The sequence below is a fragment of the Epilithonimonas xixisoli genome, from assembly GCF_004365655.1.
GTDB classification, from domain to species: Bacteria; Bacteroidota; Bacteroidia; order Flavobacteriales; family Weeksellaceae; genus Epilithonimonas; species Epilithonimonas xixisoli.
The window spans coordinates 314,161-330,888 of the sequence record NZ_SOEO01000001.1 but is presented as its reverse complement, the minus strand read 5'-3'; the positions used below and the strand labels follow the sequence as shown (position 1 = coordinate 330,888).

19 protein-coding genes and 1 CRISPR repeat array are annotated in these 16,728 nt (G+C 36.5%); of the genes, 13 read left to right on the top strand and 6 right to left on the bottom strand.

The features are described from left to right. Positions 1 to 3 precede the first annotated feature (3 nt). Entirely contained in the window at positions 4 to 1,422 is a 1,419-nt protein-coding gene (locus tag B0I22_RS01595; protein WP_133942864.1) for an L-serine ammonia-lyase, read from the bottom strand. 454 nt (positions 1,423 to 1,876) lie between these two features. On the opposite strand from B0I22_RS01595, the gene B0I22_RS01590 reads away from it, so the two are divergent. The 3 genes from B0I22_RS01590 (at position 1,877) to B0I22_RS01580 (ending at position 3,798) form a co-directional block, all read left to right on the top strand. After that, positions 1,877 to 2,584, top strand: coding sequence for a hypothetical protein (locus tag B0I22_RS01590; protein WP_133942863.1), 708 nt, complete (start codon positions 1,877 to 1,879; stop codon positions 2,582 to 2,584). Positions 2,585 to 2,603: 19 nt separating this feature from the next. Continuing rightward, complete coding sequence (locus B0I22_RS01585) at positions 2,604 to 3,146, top strand: cupin domain-containing protein (protein ID WP_166668156.1); 543 nt, start codon at positions 2,604 to 2,606, stop codon at positions 3,144 to 3,146. A 76-nt stretch (positions 3,147 to 3,222) separates the two neighbouring features. After that, a complete protein-coding gene (locus tag B0I22_RS01580) occupies positions 3,223 to 3,798 on the top strand; it encodes a cupin domain-containing protein (RefSeq protein WP_133942861.1) in 576 nt (191 codons plus the stop codon). Positions 3,799 to 3,805: 7 nt separating this feature from the next. Here the strand turns inward: B0I22_RS01580 and B0I22_RS01575 are convergent, their stop codons facing one another. The 3 genes from B0I22_RS01575 to B0I22_RS01565 form a co-directional block, all read right to left on the bottom strand. Further along, positions 3,806 to 4,447 carry an alpha/beta hydrolase gene (locus B0I22_RS01575; RefSeq protein ID WP_133942860.1) on the bottom strand — a complete coding sequence of 214 codons (642 nt, stop codon included), beginning with the start codon at positions 4,445 to 4,447 and terminating at the stop codon, positions 3,806 to 3,808. Positions 4,448 to 4,551: 104 nt separating this feature from the next. Next, entirely contained in the window at positions 4,552 to 5,118 is a 567-nt protein-coding gene (locus tag B0I22_RS01570; RefSeq protein WP_133942859.1) for a YceI family protein, read from the bottom strand. A gap of 162 nt (positions 5,119 to 5,280) precedes the next feature. Beyond that, complete coding sequence (locus B0I22_RS01565; protein ID WP_133942858.1) at positions 5,281 to 5,853, bottom strand: porin family protein; 573 nt, start codon at positions 5,851 to 5,853, stop codon at positions 5,281 to 5,283. Between the two features lie 359 nt (positions 5,854 to 6,212). Here B0I22_RS01565 and B0I22_RS01560 point away from each other — a divergent pair, with 359 nt between their 5' ends. Both B0I22_RS01560 and B0I22_RS01555 read left to right on the top strand, forming a co-directional pair. Further along, complete coding sequence (locus tag B0I22_RS01560) at positions 6,213 to 6,635, top strand: organic hydroperoxide resistance protein (protein WP_133942857.1); 423 nt, start codon at positions 6,213 to 6,215, stop codon at positions 6,633 to 6,635. Between the two features lie 72 nt (positions 6,636 to 6,707). Then, positions 6,708 to 7,136, top strand: coding sequence for a MarR family winged helix-turn-helix transcriptional regulator (locus B0I22_RS01555; protein ID WP_133942856.1), 429 nt, complete (start codon positions 6,708 to 6,710; stop codon positions 7,134 to 7,136). Between the two features lie 57 nt (positions 7,137 to 7,193). Here the strand turns inward: B0I22_RS01555 and B0I22_RS01550 are convergent, their stop codons facing one another. Beyond that, positions 7,194 to 8,216 carry a 3-oxoacyl-ACP synthase III family protein gene (locus B0I22_RS01550; protein ID WP_133942855.1) on the bottom strand — a complete coding sequence of 341 codons (1,023 nt, stop codon included), beginning with the start codon at positions 8,214 to 8,216 and terminating at the stop codon, positions 7,194 to 7,196. Positions 8,217 to 8,511: 295 nt separating this feature from the next. On the opposite strand from B0I22_RS01550, the gene B0I22_RS01545 reads away from it, so the two are divergent. Both B0I22_RS01545 and B0I22_RS01540 read left to right on the top strand, forming a co-directional pair. Next, the gene (locus tag B0I22_RS01545) at positions 8,512 to 9,420 is read left to right on the top strand and encodes a magnesium transporter CorA family protein (protein ID WP_133942854.1); all 909 of its coding nucleotides are present in this window, start codon (positions 8,512 to 8,514) and stop codon (positions 9,418 to 9,420) included. 8 nt (positions 9,421 to 9,428) lie between these two features. After that, positions 9,429 to 10,340 (top strand): endonuclease/exonuclease/phosphatase family protein, encoded by a 912-nt coding sequence (locus B0I22_RS01540; protein ID WP_133942853.1) that lies wholly within the window; start codon positions 9,429 to 9,431, stop codon positions 10,338 to 10,340. A gap of 21 nt (positions 10,341 to 10,361) precedes the next feature. Beyond that, positions 10,362 to 11,486: direct repeats of the CRISPR family, unit length 47 nt; unit sequence GTTGTGAATTGCTTTCAATTTTGAGTATCTTTGAGATATAACACATC. 501 nt (positions 11,487 to 11,987) lie between these two features. Here B0I22_RS01540 and B0I22_RS01535 read toward each other — a convergent pair. Beyond that, complete coding sequence (locus tag B0I22_RS01535) at positions 11,988 to 12,698, bottom strand: S24 family peptidase (RefSeq protein ID WP_133942852.1); 711 nt, start codon at positions 12,696 to 12,698, stop codon at positions 11,988 to 11,990. A gap of 97 nt (positions 12,699 to 12,795) precedes the next feature. Here B0I22_RS01535 and B0I22_RS01530 point away from each other — a divergent pair, with 97 nt between their 5' ends. The 6 genes from B0I22_RS01530 (at position 12,796) to B0I22_RS01515 (ending at position 16,728) form a co-directional block, all read left to right on the top strand. Next, positions 12,796 to 13,074 (top strand): hypothetical protein, encoded by a 279-nt coding sequence (locus B0I22_RS01530; RefSeq protein WP_133942851.1) that lies wholly within the window; start codon positions 12,796 to 12,798, stop codon positions 13,072 to 13,074. Between the two features lie 2 nt (positions 13,075 to 13,076). Beyond that, the gene (locus B0I22_RS16395; protein WP_281276561.1) at positions 13,077 to 13,202 is read left to right on the top strand and encodes a hypothetical protein; all 126 of its coding nucleotides are present in this window, start codon (positions 13,077 to 13,079) and stop codon (positions 13,200 to 13,202) included. An 11-nt stretch (positions 13,203 to 13,213) separates the two neighbouring features. Then, positions 13,214 to 13,339, top strand: coding sequence for a hypothetical protein (locus B0I22_RS16390; protein ID WP_281276560.1), 126 nt, complete (start codon positions 13,214 to 13,216; stop codon positions 13,337 to 13,339). 73 nt (positions 13,340 to 13,412) lie between these two features. Then, complete coding sequence (locus tag B0I22_RS01525) at positions 13,413 to 15,437, top strand: hypothetical protein (protein ID WP_133942850.1); 2,025 nt, start codon at positions 13,413 to 13,415, stop codon at positions 15,435 to 15,437. Between the two features lie 2 nt (positions 15,438 to 15,439). Next, positions 15,440 to 16,297: an AAA family ATPase gene (locus tag B0I22_RS01520; RefSeq protein WP_133942849.1), complete on the top strand. Its 858-nt coding sequence runs from the start codon at positions 15,440 to 15,442 to the stop codon at positions 16,295 to 16,297. After that, entirely contained in the window at positions 16,297 to 16,728 is a 432-nt protein-coding gene (locus B0I22_RS01515) for a helix-turn-helix domain-containing protein (protein ID WP_133942848.1), read from the top strand. The genes B0I22_RS01520 and B0I22_RS01515 overlap by 1 nt, the downstream gene beginning before the upstream one ends.

Genomic DNA, 16,728 nt, shown 5'->3' with positions numbered 1-16,728 from the left:
TCATTAACACTCCGCCACGTTAACCGCCACAGCCAAACCACCTTCAGATGTTTCTTTATATTTTGAATTCATATCCAAAGCAGTTTCCCACATAGATTTTATAACGCTGTCCAATGAGACTTTTGCTTTTGTCGGGTCGCCATCTAATGCTAATGAAGCGGCTGTAATCGCCTTCATTGCACCCATAGAATTACGTTCGATGCAAGGGATTTGGACAAGTCCACCAATCGGGTCACAGGTCAAACCAAGGTGATGTTCCATTGCGATTTCGGCCGCCATTAAAACCTGAGCTGGTGTTCCGCCAGAAATCTCAGTAAGTCCTGCCGCCGCCATTGCGGATGAAACTCCAACTTCTGCCTGGCAACCGCCCATTGCTGCGGAAATAGTCGCATTTTTTTTGAACAATGTCCCAATCTCTCCTGCAACCAAAAGAAATCTGATAATATCTTCTTCCGAATTGAACTCCGTAAAAACTTGCGAATACATCAAAACAGCTGGAATCACGCCACTTGCACCATTGGTTGGAGCCGTAATAATTCTACCGAATGATGCATTTTCCTCGTTCACAGCAAGCGCAAAACAGGAAACCCATTTGGTCACAGAACTGAATGTTTTCTCTTGATTTTTCACCATTTCGAACCACTCATTTTTGTTTTTGTAAATCTGAGTTCCGAGGAGTTTTTCGTTCATTTCCGAAGCACGTCTTGTAACGTTCAAACCACCTGGAAGAATTCCTTTTTTGTTGATGCTTTTATAAACGCAATCTTTGATATTATCCCAAATTTCCACAGCTTTTTGCCGAGTTTCTTCCTGAGTTCTCCAAGATTCTTCATTTTGGAAAACCAAATCGGAGATTTTATCAAGCTTGAGTTTATCGATGTATTTCAGGATGTCACTACCGTGGTGGCAAGGATAAAGTGTGCGAACGCAACGGTCTTCCATAGAATTATCTTCCTTCGTCGCAACAAATCCACCTCCAACAGAATAATAATCCTGACTGAACTCTTCTCCATTTTCAAAAATCACTTTGAAAATCATTCCGTTTGGATGAAAATCGAGTGATTTTTCTTTGTTAAGGATTAAATGATGTCCATAAATAAATGGTAACCAAACTTCTCCACCAAGATTTATTTTTTGTTCTGATTTGATTTTATCAATTTTTTCATCAATCTTATTGGTGTCTATTGTTCGGAAATTTTCTCCGCTAAGGCCGAGCATTCCTGCAATATCGGTTCCGTGTCCAACGCCTGTTTTTGCCAGCGAGCCAAAGAATTCTACAAAAACTTCTTTCACATCTTGCAAAGTGTGATTTCGTTTGACCAAATCCAAGAACATTTTTGCGGCGTTCCAAGGTCCCATTGTGTGAGATGAAGAAGGTCCGATTCCGATTTTTATGATGTCAAAAACACTGATAGATTCCATTAAGAAAAATTGATTGCGGTAAAAGTAATTGATTTTTGAAGTCTGTGCAATTCATAAATTGATAATTGAAAAATACATCGAAAAAACATTTCTCAAAACAATAAAAAAGCCAACAACTATGGATTTTTTAGTTTAAAATATTTAAAATTTAATTAATTTTTAAGAAAAAATAAACCTAACTCATTTTCGAATTATTTTTTTTATTTAAATTAGATAAGTATTTATTTTTCAATAAGTTTTGAATATCAATTTCAATATTCACCTTTAAATTCTAGTTTTTTACGAATTAAAAAAATCAACATCTGTAATAATTTACAAAATCAATTGAAAATATTACAAATTCACATTCTAAAACTGAAGAAATTAAATCGAAAAAAAATCAAATTATGAAAACTCAAATTTTATTCTGTCATTTCTTGAAATCTCGATATTTTAATTTTCAAATTAAATAAGGATGGAAAAGAAATACAAATTTTTAATCGCATTCTTCTCGCTGGTTACAATCATTTCTCTTGCAGGATTTTACAGTTCGTATTGGAGTAAATTTCCACGACTCGGTGAATTCAAAAATCTGATTCACATTCATTTTCTGGCATTTACTTGTTGGTTGATTTTGATCATTATCCAGCCAATTTTGATAATGCGCAAGAAGTTTATGCTTCACAGGCAATTGGGAAGATTGAGTTATTTTCTCGCGCCGATTCTTGTGTTGACCATTATTTTGTTAACCAAAGAAAAATTCATCAGAGAATTTGACGAATTCCCATCTGATGCTGCAATATCCGCATTTATCGCCTTCGTTGATATATCTTCTTTTTCGACTTTTTATCTGATTGCGATGTTCAAAAAATCAAATGTAAGATGGCATGTGGCTTTCATCATTGCGGCAACCTTAATAGTTTTAAATCCTGGATTGTCTCGAATTCTCAATCAAATAAGTCCTGGCTTAGGTTTGTTGACAGCAGTTTTGATTCCATTTTTAGTTCCGGGAATTGTTTTAATTATCGAAAAAATTAAATACAAAAGAGGCATTTTAAAAAGTCCGTACTTTTTGATAATTATAATCTGGACGATAGAAATTCTATTATTCATCACAATCCCTCCAACAGATTTTTGGAAAAATGTCACCCACCACTTGGGAATATTTCTCACGAAAAATTAAAAACTCAAATCCCAACACTATGAAAAGAAAAAACTTCATCGCAACCGCTTTGCTGGCAATTCCAACGCTTTCTTTTGCTGGCATAATTAATTTTGACAAAATTAAAACGAATGTTAGCAAATTGACAAAAAAACCTTTCATTGTAAAATCGGGAGAAAGTCGTTTTGGAGGTAAGCTAACCACTCCAAAAGATGCTTTCTTGCATTGTAAAGTTTCTTCGACGGACACGCAAGAAAGCTTGTTTATCCAAACCTCAACGCCTAAAATTTTTGAAAGAATCGGCGGTCCGCCACCACATATCCACAAATATGAAGATGAAACCATTTACGTTGTTTCGGGTGAATTTGTCGTGCATCTCGAAGGCAAAGATTTCAAAGTAAAAACGGGCGATACGGTTTTTATTCCGAGAGGAACATTGCATACAATCCTCAATCCTATTGAAAATAATCCGGGAACTGTGGTAGTGATTTGTTCGCCTGCGCCAAAAAAAGTGGAGGATTTCTTTGGTTACATCAGTGCCAACGGAAGCATTCCAACGGACATTATTCCTGAAGGTTGGTAATCAAAATGATATTTTTTTGATAAAACTTCACCCATAATCTAGAAATATTTCTAACGAAAAATTAAATCTCAATTCTATGAAAAGAAGAAATTTTATTACCGCAACTTTGCTGTCCATTCCTGCTTTTTCATTTGCAGGTTTCAACTTTTGGAGCAACAAAACGGTGCGAACCACACCGAAAAAAGGTTTTCTAATCCGAGCCAACGAAAGTCGGTTTGATGGCGTTCAAAAAACAATGACAAGCGATTTGCTACGTTGCGTGATTTCCAATAAGGATTCCGATGGGCAATTGCTAATGGGAAGCACGATGCCAAATGCCCTACAACGAAAAGGCGGACCGCCACTCCACATTCACAAAACTCAGGAAGAAGTGTTTTTTGTTTTGTCTGGGGAATTTCTGATTCAAATTGGGGATGAGATTTTCACTGCAAAAACGGGCGATGCGGCCTTCATTCCGAGAGGAACACCGCATACATTTGCAAATCCCATCGAAAACAATCCCGGATCATTGATTTCAATCCACTTTCCGGGAAGCAATGAGATGGAATCTTATTTTAAAACCATCGCTTCGGGAAAATTCCCAGAGGAATCTGAAGCCAATCAAACCGATGTTGGGCCACCGATTGATCTGGATGCTGTGAAGAAAAATTGATATTAATTTAAACAAAAATTGTTTTCAAGATCTGCGAAACTTCTTTTGGTTTGGTGGCTGGGAAAAGGTGTGTGGCATTTTTAATCACAAAATCCGGTTGGGAATTTTTGATAGGAAAAACAATGTCTTTGTCTGCTAAAATCTGAATGACATCTGGGATTTTTTCGAATTTCCAATGCGCGACTTTGTCCATTGACCATTTGAGATAATAGGGATCTTTGACACGAAAATATTGCGTAAGCTTGGGATTTTTCGGGTCGAATAATTTTCTAAAAAAAGAATAAAAGAAAGTCGTATTGCCATTGAAAACTCTCACGGGAATGTATTTGAGCGCATTGGTTTTTTGTCCAGCCTTGATGAGTTTTGACTTTTCTGCATCGCAACGAATACTTCCCAAAATCACGATTTTTTTCGCAGGTTTCAATTTGTGAATTTCCTGAACGATGATTCCTCCAAATGAATAGCCTAGCAGATAAAAATCTTCGGAATCATCTATGAATTCTGACATTCTGGAAACATAATGATGAAAATCCTCATCCAAATCCGGAATGAGCCAAGGAATATGAACGATTTCTATTTCGGGATTGAAAGTGAGTTTCTCGAGAACTTTTTCGTCTGCGCCGAGACCGCTTATTGTGTATAACTTCAAAATTTGAGATTTGAGATTTGAGATTTGAGATTTGAGATTCAAATTTAATAACAAAAAAAGAGCAGAAAAAATTCTGCTCCTTAAAAAATATATTTTGTGAAAAATTATTTTACTGTCACCTTGATTTTCATATCAACATCATCCTTCAACATTACATCTTTCATTGCAGATTGGTAAGTCACATCAAATTTTTGTCTGTCGAAAGAGAATTTATCAGATTCCAAAGTCACAACACCATTAGATGAAGTGATTTTTGCAGGGAAAGAAACTGCGTTGGTTTTTCCTTTCACAGTCAGGTTTCCGTTTACTACAAAGTTGTAATCTTTGTTTGTATTTTTCTTTACAGAAGTGATTTTGTAAGTCGCAGTCGGGAATTTTTCAACTTCGAAGAAATCACCGTTTTTCAAGTGGTCATTTAGTTTGGTTTGATATTCTCCGGAAAGGTCTGTTGCGTTTATAGATTTCATATCCAAAACAAAATCTCCGCCTACAACTGCTCCGTTTTTAAGGACAAGATTTCCAGATTTTACATTCACAGTTCCATCGTGAGAAGATGCTTCTGTTTTTGCGATTTTATAACCCCACCAATGCACATCTGAACTTGTTACTTTTTTAGTTTGTCCGAAAGCTAATCCGCTTACCAATACAGCCAGTAATAATACTTTTTTCATTTTTTTAAATAATTTTAATGATGCAAATCTACTTAGAATGATTCAAAATAAAAGTTGATGTATGATAAGTTTTTTAAAAAATTAAAGCCTTCATAAGAAATGAAGGCTTTGATGTATCATAGTTTGATTAAAATTACGTCTTAAAAAGTCGTAAGTATTTTATTAATTTCCTAACGGAATATTGTAGCTAAATCCTACACCAATTGCTCCAGCATTGTAATCTTGGTCTCCGATTTGACCTTTGCTACCAGTAAATGTTTTGTTGTACTGTGCAAAGAAGTTCCAATCTCGGTTGTGGTAACCAATTTCTGGTTTGATGTAGAAACCGCCATCTGGTCTATCTGTCGCAAAACCTTCTGCAACTTTCTCATCACCAACGATGAATCCGTAACCTAAATCAGCTCCGAAATAGAATCCAGTTTGTTTAGGGTAAACTCGGAAAAGCGCCGCAACTGGAACTACACCAAAGTCGTTATTCTCCACTCTCACACCACTTACGGTATTATTCTTTCCAAAATAATGGTTGTAACCTGTCGCGATACCTAAACCAAAACCTGGCGTAACTAAATTTTGATAAGCGATATCCGCTCCAAGATTTGCCGCTGTATTACCACCGGTAGAAACACCTCCGATAAGTCCAACTTTCAACATATTGGTCATATCCGAACTTTGTGCAGACATTAATCCTCCTGCCAAAATTCCTGCGCCTAATATTAACTGCTTTAAAGATTTCATATTCTTAAATTTTAAATTTTACAAGAGTGGTAGTTGTAAATTCCGTGCCAAAATGGAAATTTTGTTTGATAACCCTAACAATCATTCAATTAACAAACTAATTATCAATTAATTAAAATTATATTTAAATATCTGATAAGAGGTTAATTTTTAAGCTAATATTCCATTTACAAATCAATTATATTTATAACAGTTCAACTTCCAATTCCGCTATTTTTATTGTTCTGATTTTAAATTAATCAGTTATTTATAGTTTGCATCAATATTTGATTTAGAATAAATCTTAATTTATATTGTGCACAATATAATTTTACACCATACATTTGTACCATCAAATAATAATTAAATCAATAAAAAAAATGAAAACATTGTACAGCATTGGCGCTACAGCCACAGGAGGAAGAAACGGAAACGTAAAAAGCGATAACGGAATTCTTGATCTAGAAGTAAGAATGCCAAAAGGTTTAGGTGGTGCAAATGACGATTACGCAAATCCAGAAATGCTTTTTGCGGCGGGTTACTCAGCTTGTTTTGACAGCGCATTGAACTTGGTTATCAAACAAGGTAAAATCGAAACTGGCGAAACTACGGTTACAGCAAAAGTTGGAATCGGACAAATCGAGAACGGCGGTTTTGGATTGGAAGTTGAATTGCACGCGAACATTCCAGGCGTTTCTTTGGAACAAGCGCAGGAATTGATTGAGAAAGCACATCAAATCTGTCCTTATTCTAATGCAACAAGAGGAAACATCGACGTAAAATTGACTGTGAGCAACGATTAAATATTATTTTCCCCAACCCTAAAGGGAGCAAAATTATTTATCTTTGAATGTGGAAATTAATTAAAACTCAATATGGAAGATTTACTAAAATTAGACAAGCAACTTTGTTTTTCCGTTTATGTTTTACATCGCGAAATAATGCAGTGTTATCGTCCGATTCTTAAAAATATTGGTTTGACCTATCCACAATATATTGCAATGATGGCGCTTTGGGAAAAGGATGACTTGACTGTCAATCAAGTTGGAGAACTTTTGCAACTCGACAATGGAACTTTGACACCTTTGTTGAAACGTTTAGAATCGAAGAATCTTTTAACGAGAAAACGTAGCAAAGAAGATGAAAGGGTTGTGAAAATTCACCTCACAGAAAATGGCAAGAAACTTAAGGAAAAAGCGACTTGCATCCCAATCGAATTGGCAAAAGCAATGAATCTGAGTTTGGAAGAAATGACGCAACTAAAAGCTTTATCTGATAAAGTCGTCAAACAAATCAATAAGTAATAAAAAGCGCTATTTGGAAATCCGAATAGCGCTTTTTTTATTTTTGATAGAATTGAATTAATATTCAAAAAGGACACTTCCCCAAGTGAAACCACTACCGAAAGCCGACATACAAACCAAGTCGCCACGTTTCATTCTGCCTTCCAAAATTGCCTCGCTTAAAGCAATTGGAATAGATGCTGCGGTTGTGTTTCCATATTTTTGAATATTCACGAATACTTTTTCGTCTGGCAAATGCAATAATTGCTGAACGTACTGTGCAATTCTGATATTCGCCTGATGAGGAATGAGTAAATCCAAATCATCAATCGTTTTTCCTGCTTTTTCCAACGCTTCCAAAATCGTTTCCGGAAATCTCGTAACAGCGTGTTTGAAAACGAAGTTACCATTCATCACAGGATAGATATCTTCCGGTGTAAGAGAATCTGGATTTTTAAGAAGATTGTCACTCCAACCTAATTTGGTTCCAGGGAATTTCACAGCAAGTTCTTCGGCATATTTTCCTTCTGAATGCATATTCACAGAAAGAATTCCTTTAGCATTTTCATCCTCGCTTGCTGATAAAACCACTGCTCCAGCTCCGTCTCCGAAGATGACAGAAACGCCTCGGCCAGCATCAGAAAAATCCAATCCAAAGGAATGAATCTCTGCGCCTACTACCAAAACATTTTTGTACAATCCAGATTTGATAAAGGCATCCGCAACACTCATCGCATAAACAAAACCTGAACATTGATTTCTCACATCCAAGGCTCCAACTGTATTACAACCTAATAATTCCTGCAAAAGTACGCCGGAACCCGGAAAATAATAATCTGGAGATAAGGTTGCGAACACAATATAATCGATATCCTGAGCTGTAAGATCAGCATTTTTAAGCGCTATTTCTGACGCTTTGAACCCGTAGAAAGAAGTAGTTTCTTCGGCATCTACACGGTTTTTGCGGTGTCGTCTTTCTTTGATGCCCGTTCTCTCGGTGATCCACTCATCATTGGTGGTCATTAGTTTAGAAAGATCGTCGTTGGTTACTATATTTTCAGGAACGTAATGACCTACGCCTGAGATTACACTTTTAAACATTGGTGTGTTTTAGAAATTTTGACAAATGTAAATATTTTATTTATTACATAGATTTTTATTGATTGTTAAAGTTTATTGCTTTAAAATATAGACTTAAATTATGTTGATTGATTGACAAAACCTGTAAATTAGGATCAATATTGAGTATTGCGAAGCTGCAGCCCGACTTGAACGGAGCTCTTTTTCTTTTTTGACAAAAAAAGAAAAAAGCGGGAGTGGAAGGCGGAAATAGCTGCCCAAATATTTAAATCCCCTGAAATATGAAAATAATGAAGATTTTAATTAGTTTTGCTCTATGCCAATTGAACAGAAATACAAAACCGCCAACTGGGAATGGATAGATGTGACTGCTCCTACAGAGGAAGATCTGCAGTTTCTACACGAGCGCTACCACATCAATTCTCTTTTGCTGGAGGACACGATAGACCCAAACCACCTTCCGAAATATGAAGAAGTGGATGGCGTGAAGTTTTTTCTGACCCGCGAATCTACCGATCTGGAAAAGCGAACGCTGAACAACATTAGCGACATCAGCAGTAAACTTGGCATCTTCCTGCTTCCAAAATTAATAATCACGACCCATAGAACCAAAAGCAAGAGCATCAACGAGGTTTTTGAAGAACTGAAAAAAGACCATCCGGAGAATATCACGAGAGATCAACTTGCTTTGCGCTTGGCTTTGAAAATCATCAAGACGTTTGATGACGAGAGCAACAGCCTTCTGGAAGTGATGGATGCGATGGAAAACGAAATATTCCTGAAAACGACCAACCACACCAATCAAATCCGGAGGCTTTACAAACTAAAAAGAAAATCGGGACTGAACACCAGAATCCTAACGATCTCCAGCGAATGGATTTCCAAATTCCGGACTCTGGAACTGGAAGATGTGCAGGTGATGGACTTGCTGGATAAGCAGAAAGACGTGATCACGGACTTTGACCATGTGAATGCGCAAACGGTGAATCTCATCTCGATGTTTTTGGCGCTTTCTGACCAAAAAGCGAATCAGGTGATGAAACTTTTGGCAATCTATTCAGTTTACTTTTTACCAATTACTTTTATTGCCGGTGTTTATGGGATGAACTTCGATAATATGCCGGAATTGCACCAGAAGCATGGTTATTATTATACCATTGGATTGATGATTCTGATTGTGGTTGTGACATTCATCTACATGCGCCGCAAAAAGTGGCAAGGATAAGATAGAAGATGAGTACCAAACTTCTGATGTTTTACAATGTGGAAAATCTCTTTCCACCCGATTCTGATTCTCCAGACAATGTTATTACCGGTCTCCGCAACTGGGATGCCTACAAGTACAAGCAAAAAATCCGTAAAATCACCAATGCCTTTCGATTTGTTGAGGAAGATCATGGGCAGTTGCCTTCCATCATCGGGTTAGCCGAAATTGGGTCGAAATCTGTATTGGAAGATTTGACCGATGAAAACTCACCACTCCATTCATACGGCATTATTTATGAAAAATCCAATGATTCGCGAGGACTTAGCGTAGCGATGTTGTATGATAAAGAGAAATTTTCTGTTTTAAGTTTCAAAACCTTGCGATTTCCACTGGGTGAGAATTCGGAATACCACACCCGAGATATTCTGCAAGTAGAACTATCCTCCGACGGTAAGACGTTTCAAGTTTTTGTTCTTCATCTGCCTTCCCAAAGGAATCGGGATAGCAAAAAAGAGCAACGATATTTTATCTTTCAAAAACTTAAGGAAACACTTGAGCCGCTTTTTGATAAAGGAGAACCGATTGTCTTGATGGGCGATTTTAATGAAAACCCTGATTCCGAAGCTATTAAAAAAATATGTTTCGACAAAATGCACAATCAATTGTTAATCAATCCTTTCGAAGAAATGTTTCAAAAAAATCAATTTTCTACATTTCACGACAAACAAGGGATGGTTTTTGATCAGATTATTTTCACCGAGAAAACGCTTAAAGAAAGATTTAATGTGAAAAATATCCGTGCAGAAATCTACACCACTCCCCGACTCCGAAACAAAGACAATAAAAATGGCAAGTATCCTTTTCGCACTTATTCTGGGTCAAGGTTCATCGGTGGGTATAGTGACCATTTTCCTGTGGTGATTGGATTGGAGGGATAATAATATTATTCTTTTGAGGATGTTGTGACTTACTTTCAATTTTGAGTATCTTTGAGATATTACACAGCAACAAGTATTTTCTCCGGTGCATACATCACGTTGTGAATTGCTTTCAATTTTGAGTATCTTTGAGATATTACACAGCTCAAGCGTAGAATTACCAGATAAAGCAGATGTTGTGAATTGCTTTCAATTTTGAGTATCTTTGAGATATTACACAGCAACCGGCTTTTTTTGCATCAGTTCTTCTTTGTTGTGAATTGCTTTCAATTTTGAGTATCTTTGAGATATTACACAGCGCTGTATGGCTTCCCATCAAGTCAGAAAACGTTGTGAATTGCTTTCAATTTTGAGTATCTTTGAGATATTACACAGCGATGTTCAAGATTCTCTCACTTTTGGAGATGTTGTGAATTGCTTTCAATTTTGAGTATCTTTGAGATATAACACATCTAAGTTTGAAATCTTCGTTTTGTAGTCGTCGTTGTGAATTGCTTTCAATTTTGAGTATCTTTGAGATATAACACATCGAAAAAAAACGGAATCAAACACGGCCAGAAGTTGTGAATTGCTTTCAATTTTGAGTATCTTTGAGATATAACACATCATACCAATATCAATTCTGTTGATTCGTCTAGTTGTGAATTGCTTTCAATTTTGAGTATCTTTGAGATATAACACATCTAATATTACATTAGAACAAAGTATTGGTTTGTTGTGAATTGCTTTCAATTTTGAGTATCTTTGAGATATAACACATCTTTTCAAAATGATTACAATGTCTCGCGAACGTTGTGAATTGCTTTCAATTTTGAGTATCTTTGAGATATAACACATCAAGATAAATCTTTACCGTATTCCAAACGACGTTGTGAATTGCTTTCAATTTTGAGTATCTTTGAGATATAACACATCCTAATACGTCACGCAAAGTCTTGTTTCCTAGTTGTGAATTGCTTTCAATTTTGAGTATCTTTGAGATATAACACATCAATTTTAATCTTGCGACTTTATTAATTTTTGTTGTGAATTGCTTTCAATTTTGAGTATCTTTGAGATATAACACATCAATTTTAATCTTGCGACTTTATTAATTTTTGTTGTGAATTGCTTTCAATTTTGAGTATCTTTGAGATATAACTAGGGCATCCACCACAAAAAGTCAAAAACAAAAAAAAGTGAAAAATTAATTTTTCTTTTATCCATAAGGGTTTCAAAAGAAAAAGCGAAAAAATGGGAATGGTCAAAAAGTAAAATTTACTTCCATTTGGTACCATTTAACTTCCGTACTGGCTGGCTTTAAAAGCTCAAATTTAAGATATAATTACATCAAACATAAGAAAACGCTCGAAAACTACTATTAAAGCAGTTTTCGGGCGTTTTTTTGTTGTTTAAAAACCTATTTAAAACCGTTTTAAAGTTCATTTAACAGATTTCGAACAGCCGTTTTGATATAAAGTAAAAATAGCGAGTGCGGTTATGATTGGGGTTACGTTTGGGGTTACAAAAAAAAGCAAATCACAAATTGAGAGTTTATCGAAATGAAACTCTTAACGGTTCAATTAATACAAAATTACTTTGAGTTGGTAGGGTTATGATTATTTAAAAATCACCGTATTTTAACGTAAATAATTAATAATCAACATTTTAAAACATCGTATTGTATCTAATGCTTGCTTTTACCATCGCAATGGCGGAGATATGACCAATATTGATGTCTTTTGACTGATGGTGTTGATTTTGACTTACCAATTTCACAAAATCTTCTCCTTTTTCCGATTTCTGAACAAATTTGACTGTGATATATTCCTCCCAGTCATCGGATTTTACGCTTACTAAGTACATTTCTCCATAGAAAATATTCTGGACAGAGGTTTCTTTGTATAAAATAATATCACCAGACTTCAAAAGTGGGTACATACTGTCACCGGTTACGGAAATTGCACCGTCGCACCTTGGTAAATTGGGAATTTTGATGGTGTCCAGAACTTTGTGAGGTTTTCCGCTGTCGAAAAGCTCTTGCAGGCCTGCGGTTGCTTCCAAGTCATAAAAAGGAACTTCCTGCAATCCGATGATCGCTTCTTTTGTCTTTTTGGTCTCGTAAACGTGTAGAGATTCATTAATCTGACCGCTATTTCCTTTTCTCAACATATTAGGTGATTCGTCAAGGACCCAAAGCGGATTCAAATCTTTATATGTGGATAGAAATTTTTCTAACGTAGTAGTTTTAATATTGGTATTCGCTTTAAAAGGCTTGCTTAGACTTGCGTTTGATACGCCTAATTCCCTTTCAGCAACGGCTATTTCAATATTTTTAAAGTCAAGATATTCCTTGAGTTTCTCTACTATATTCCTCATAATTTTAAAAAAATATTAGAATTTCTTCTATTTTAATTTGGTAAATAGAAAAATTTCTATTTATATTTGTCGCAAGATTGAGACAAAAATAAGACAAATGAAAACAGATAGAGTAAGGAAAACCGTAAAAGTGGAAAAAAAACCAAAAATATATTTTGATCCACAAACACCAGAAGAGGTTGAATACCTCGAAACACTACAGGCTTTACTGTCTCAAAAGAGATATGGAGACTGGGATTTGGCTTCTGAAAAATCTGGAATACCAAGATTTTCTGTTGAAAAAGCATTCTTGAGAGTCTATTCCAAAAATCACACAGAAGCTGTAAACGCTTTAAAAGCCGTTATCGAAAACCGTAGAAAACTTTTAAAACAATAGCAATGAAAAATCTAATCGCAATCATCCCTTACAAAAAGCACGTTGCTCACGTGATAAAATGCTATTACCATATCATTTTGTTCAACAGACATTTTGACTGGCATCATCAAACAAATTTTAACCAATAAATATTCAGAAAATGAAAAAAAAGATTGTGAACACTGAAATATCAGTAGCGGAATTGAAAAAGCACATTGATAATGGTCTTGTTTCAATGAAAAGGTCGGGAACAGGTATTTGCCTTGTCTTCGAAGAAAAAAAATAATCCCAAACGGTTCTTGAGCGGTTCGATTCCGCTCTTGGGAACAAATTAACAACCATTTAAACACCGTTTAAATATGTTTGAATACTACAACAACACTTTATGCGTGCAAGCGAACTGGCTCAATGAGAAAGGCGTTATCTCTTTCAACAACTTGAAGCAATTGGCAAGTAAAGGCAAAATAAAGAAAGCGCGCAACGGCGGTGGTCTTGGCAATTCTGCACTGTATGTTTACAACTCTATCCCAGAGCGTTTCAAAAACGTGATAGAGCACGATTTGGGCATCAATCCACACGAACAAAAAAGCACGATTCATTTTTCTGAGTTTCTCGCCTCGGATAAACACGCTTCCGCCTATTTCGCCAATTACGAACTTGAAGATGGACGTTATCTGTCAGAAGCCAACAGCGATGCAGTTGAGCAGTACACAGCCAACGTGGTTGTCTTTAATGCTATCAATAAAGTGATCGTGAAAGTAACGAACGCAAATCCGAAAATCAACAAAGCGGAACTTTGGCAGAATATAACAGAGTCGGTTCACAACATCAGCGATGATCTGAGATTCCGATATCCATTTGACCTTCCTGAAAATCCACAGGCACTTCGGGCGAAGTTTGAAGCTTGCATTTTGAAAAAAGGAAACAAGCGTTATCCAAGAACCGGACTGGAAGGATTGATTCATAACAACTATTGTAACAATCACAGTCTGAAAATCTCGCAAGAAGTTGGCGAATGGCTGATTGCTTACTACTCTCTGCCGATTAAATGTTCAATTCCAGAGCTTTTCACAGCTTACGAACATAAACGCTCGGTTACAGGCTTTCCAAGGCTTTCAGAAAGTGGCATTCAAAATTTCATTATGAAACCGGAAAACGAAAGGATTTGGCTTCGTCCACGTGATGGCAAAGATGCTTACATCAATCGATTTGGCCACACCATCAAGAAAAACAAAGAGACTCTATTCCCGAACGCACACTGGGCGATTGACGGCACCAAGCTCGACACCATCCACGTGAAGGACAACAGCAACAAAATGGGCGCTGATATGAATATCGATGTAGTAATCGATGTTTACTCAGAGAAAATTCTTGGTTGGAGTCTTTCGGAATCTGAGACGCACGTGGACCACTTCAAAGCTTTGAAAATGGCAGTGAACACCGCTTGTGCAAAACCTTACTTATTCACTTATGATGCGCAGTCGGGTCACAGAACCAAGAAAATGCAAGAGTTGTACAGCAAAGTGGCCAATTCGCATTATCACCATAAAGTCGGCAGAAAATCAAACCCAATAGAGCAGGTTTTTAACCGCTTTCAACAGCAAGTCATTGGCAAACGTTGGTTCTCGGACAAACAGTCGATAAAAGCTAAGCAAAGTCGCTCACAAGTCAATATTGATTTCATTAAGGAATTTAAAGATGCACTTCCGACTAAAGATGAGCTATACAAACACTTTATCGTAATGGTCAACGAGTGGAATGCGATGAAACACCCACGTTTCAACAAATCCAGAAACGAAGTTTTCGCCACCCAGACCGAGCACACACAGGAACTCGACGCATTCGAACAAATCTCAATGTTCTGGCTGGATGAAACCAAACCGAAGCTCTACAAGAAAGAAGGAATGAAACTGACGGTTTCCGGAACGGATTACGATTTCGAAGTTTACGACAACGACAATCAAATTGATGAAGTTTTCAGACAGAAGTATGTCAACACCAAATTGATTGTCGCCTACGACCCAGAATATCTCGACCAGTACGTGAAACTCTATGAACTGAACGAAAAAGGACAGAAAGTGTTTGTCGCTTACGCCCAGAAAAAACGAGAACACAGCCAGATGATGAAATTCTCCACCGAAGACAACAAAGCGCAGATGCTTAAAGATTTGGAAGTCCGAGACCGAGAAATGATGCGAGACTGGACAAAGTATCAAGAAATCGCAGAACGCACAGGAATTACACGAGAATCCTTAGTAGATGAGCAAAACGCAATGATTGTGGACAACTGGGAATTAGAAGCGAAAATGGTAGCCTACGGCACTAAGGAAGAGCAAATCAAGACAAATAGAAAATCAAAATTAGAAACTATCAAAATAATGTAAATATGGAACAGAATGAAAAAATAACCATCGTTGAGCTACTCAGAAAATTTGTAACAAAAAAAGGCAGTCAAAATAAAGCCTCAACCGCTTTAAAAGTTTCGTCTGCTGTTGTATCACACTTGCTAAGTGGCAATTGGAGTCCATATTCTGATGATATTTTCAGAAAAATCGGAGCGCAGGTTGGACACAACTCTTTGGAGTGGAAATTCGCAAACACCAGCAATTCTGAAAGACTTCTGGAGCAATTGGAAAACGCAAAAGATTCATCAAAACTGATGACAATCATTGCACCTGCTGGAAGTGGAAAATCTGAGATTACAAAGAAATTTACAGAAGAAAATGAGAATACTTTTCGCATCGAATGTGGACAATATTGGGACCCATATTTCTTCCTTAATTCTATCCTTCAACAGATGAATATTGTGAGCAATAGCCAAAAGCCTGCTTATATGTTGGAAGAGATTTTTGATAATATTCTAAAACTGGAAGATCCGCAAATCATCATTGATGAGATTGATAAAGTAGATGATAAAGTTTTGGCATATCTCATCACATTTTACAACAAACTTTTTAAAAAATGTTCAATAGTGATTCTTGCGACCAACTATTTGGTAAAAAGAATTAATGACGGCGTGAGGCTTCAAAAAAAAGGATATAACGAAATAAAATCAAGATTCGGAAGATATTACGAGTTTGAGCAAACCACAGCAAAAGACGTGAGAATTATGTGTGAAACACAAGGTATTACCGATTCTGAAACAATTGAAGATATCTCACGGAAATCACGAGGTGATTTCAGAATCGTGAGAGATTTAATTGAGGAAATTTTGGAAGATGAAACAAAAAAAATGATTGCCTAATGAAAAAATTTAGATATCACCCAGAAATAGAAGGTTTGAAAGTTAACGAAGATGGTTCTCAAGTCCTTCTCAATGAAAGTCCTGTTGAGATTAAAATCAGAAAAAGTGGAAACAACCCTTTCAAATTTTGGATTTTCAAAGGTCAGCAAATTGGATTAGCAAGATTAGTAATGGAATGCTGGAACGGAATGCCACCAACGCCTAAACTAAGCGCAAAGCACATAGATGGCGACTACAAGAACTACCACTACTCTAACCTTCAATGGGGCGCAAATGGAGGAAATTCAAAGAATCCGGCAAAACTAAACCCAACGCAAAGAGCTCAAGTTTTGACAAAGATAGAAGCTGGGATAAGTGACTCAGAAATAGCAAGAGAATACGGCGTCAGCAGAAATGCCATTTTCAATCTTAGAAAAAAAGAAGAGAAGTAA

Bases quoted from the DNA above. Each gene is read 5' to 3' on its own strand.
- B0I22_RS16390 (WP_281276560.1), top strand. From the start codon at position 13,214: ATGAAAAAAAAGATTGTGAACACTGAAATATCAGTAGCGGAATTGAAA.
- B0I22_RS01515 (WP_133942848.1), top strand. From the start codon at position 16,297: ATGAAAAAATTTAGATATCACCCAGAAATAGAAGGTTTGAAAGTTAAC.
- B0I22_RS01535 (WP_133942852.1), bottom strand. From the start codon at position 12,698: ATGAGGAATATAGTAGAGAAACTCAAGGAATATCTTGACTTTAAAAAT.
- B0I22_RS01585 (WP_166668156.1), top strand. From the start codon at position 2,604: ATGAAAAGAAAAAACTTCATCGCAACCGCTTTGCTGGCAATTCCAACG.
- B0I22_RS16395 (WP_281276561.1), top strand. From the start codon at position 13,077: ATGAAAAATCTAATCGCAATCATCCCTTACAAAAAGCACGTTGCTCAC.
- B0I22_RS01525 (WP_133942850.1), top strand. From the start codon at position 13,413: ATGTTTGAATACTACAACAACACTTTATGCGTGCAAGCGAACTGGCTC.
- B0I22_RS01595 (WP_133942864.1), bottom strand. From the start codon at position 1,422: ATGGAATCTATCAGTGTTTTTGACATCATAAAAATCGGAATCGGACCT.
- B0I22_RS01545 (WP_133942854.1), top strand. From the start codon at position 8,512: ATGCCAATTGAACAGAAATACAAAACCGCCAACTGGGAATGGATAGAT.
- B0I22_RS01565 (WP_133942858.1), bottom strand. From the start codon at position 5,853: ATGAAATCTTTAAAGCAGTTAATATTAGGCGCAGGAATTTTGGCAGGA.
- B0I22_RS01580 (WP_133942861.1), top strand. From the start codon at position 3,223: ATGAAAAGAAGAAATTTTATTACCGCAACTTTGCTGTCCATTCCTGCT.
- B0I22_RS01590 (WP_133942863.1), top strand. From the start codon at position 1,877: ATGGAAAAGAAATACAAATTTTTAATCGCATTCTTCTCGCTGGTTACA.
- B0I22_RS01570 (WP_133942859.1), bottom strand. From the start codon at position 5,118: ATGAAAAAAGTATTATTACTGGCTGTATTGGTAAGCGGATTAGCTTTC.
- B0I22_RS01550 (WP_133942855.1), bottom strand. From the start codon at position 8,216: ATGTTTAAAAGTGTAATCTCAGGCGTAGGTCATTACGTTCCTGAAAAT.
- B0I22_RS01540 (WP_133942853.1), top strand. From the start codon at position 9,429: ATGAGTACCAAACTTCTGATGTTTTACAATGTGGAAAATCTCTTTCCA.
- B0I22_RS01560 (WP_133942857.1), top strand. From the start codon at position 6,213: ATGAAAACATTGTACAGCATTGGCGCTACAGCCACAGGAGGAAGAAAC.
- B0I22_RS01530 (WP_133942851.1), top strand. From the start codon at position 12,796: ATGAAAACAGATAGAGTAAGGAAAACCGTAAAAGTGGAAAAAAAACCA.
- B0I22_RS01520 (WP_133942849.1), top strand. From the start codon at position 15,440: ATGGAACAGAATGAAAAAATAACCATCGTTGAGCTACTCAGAAAATTT.
- B0I22_RS01555 (WP_133942856.1), top strand. From the start codon at position 6,708: ATGGAAGATTTACTAAAATTAGACAAGCAACTTTGTTTTTCCGTTTAT.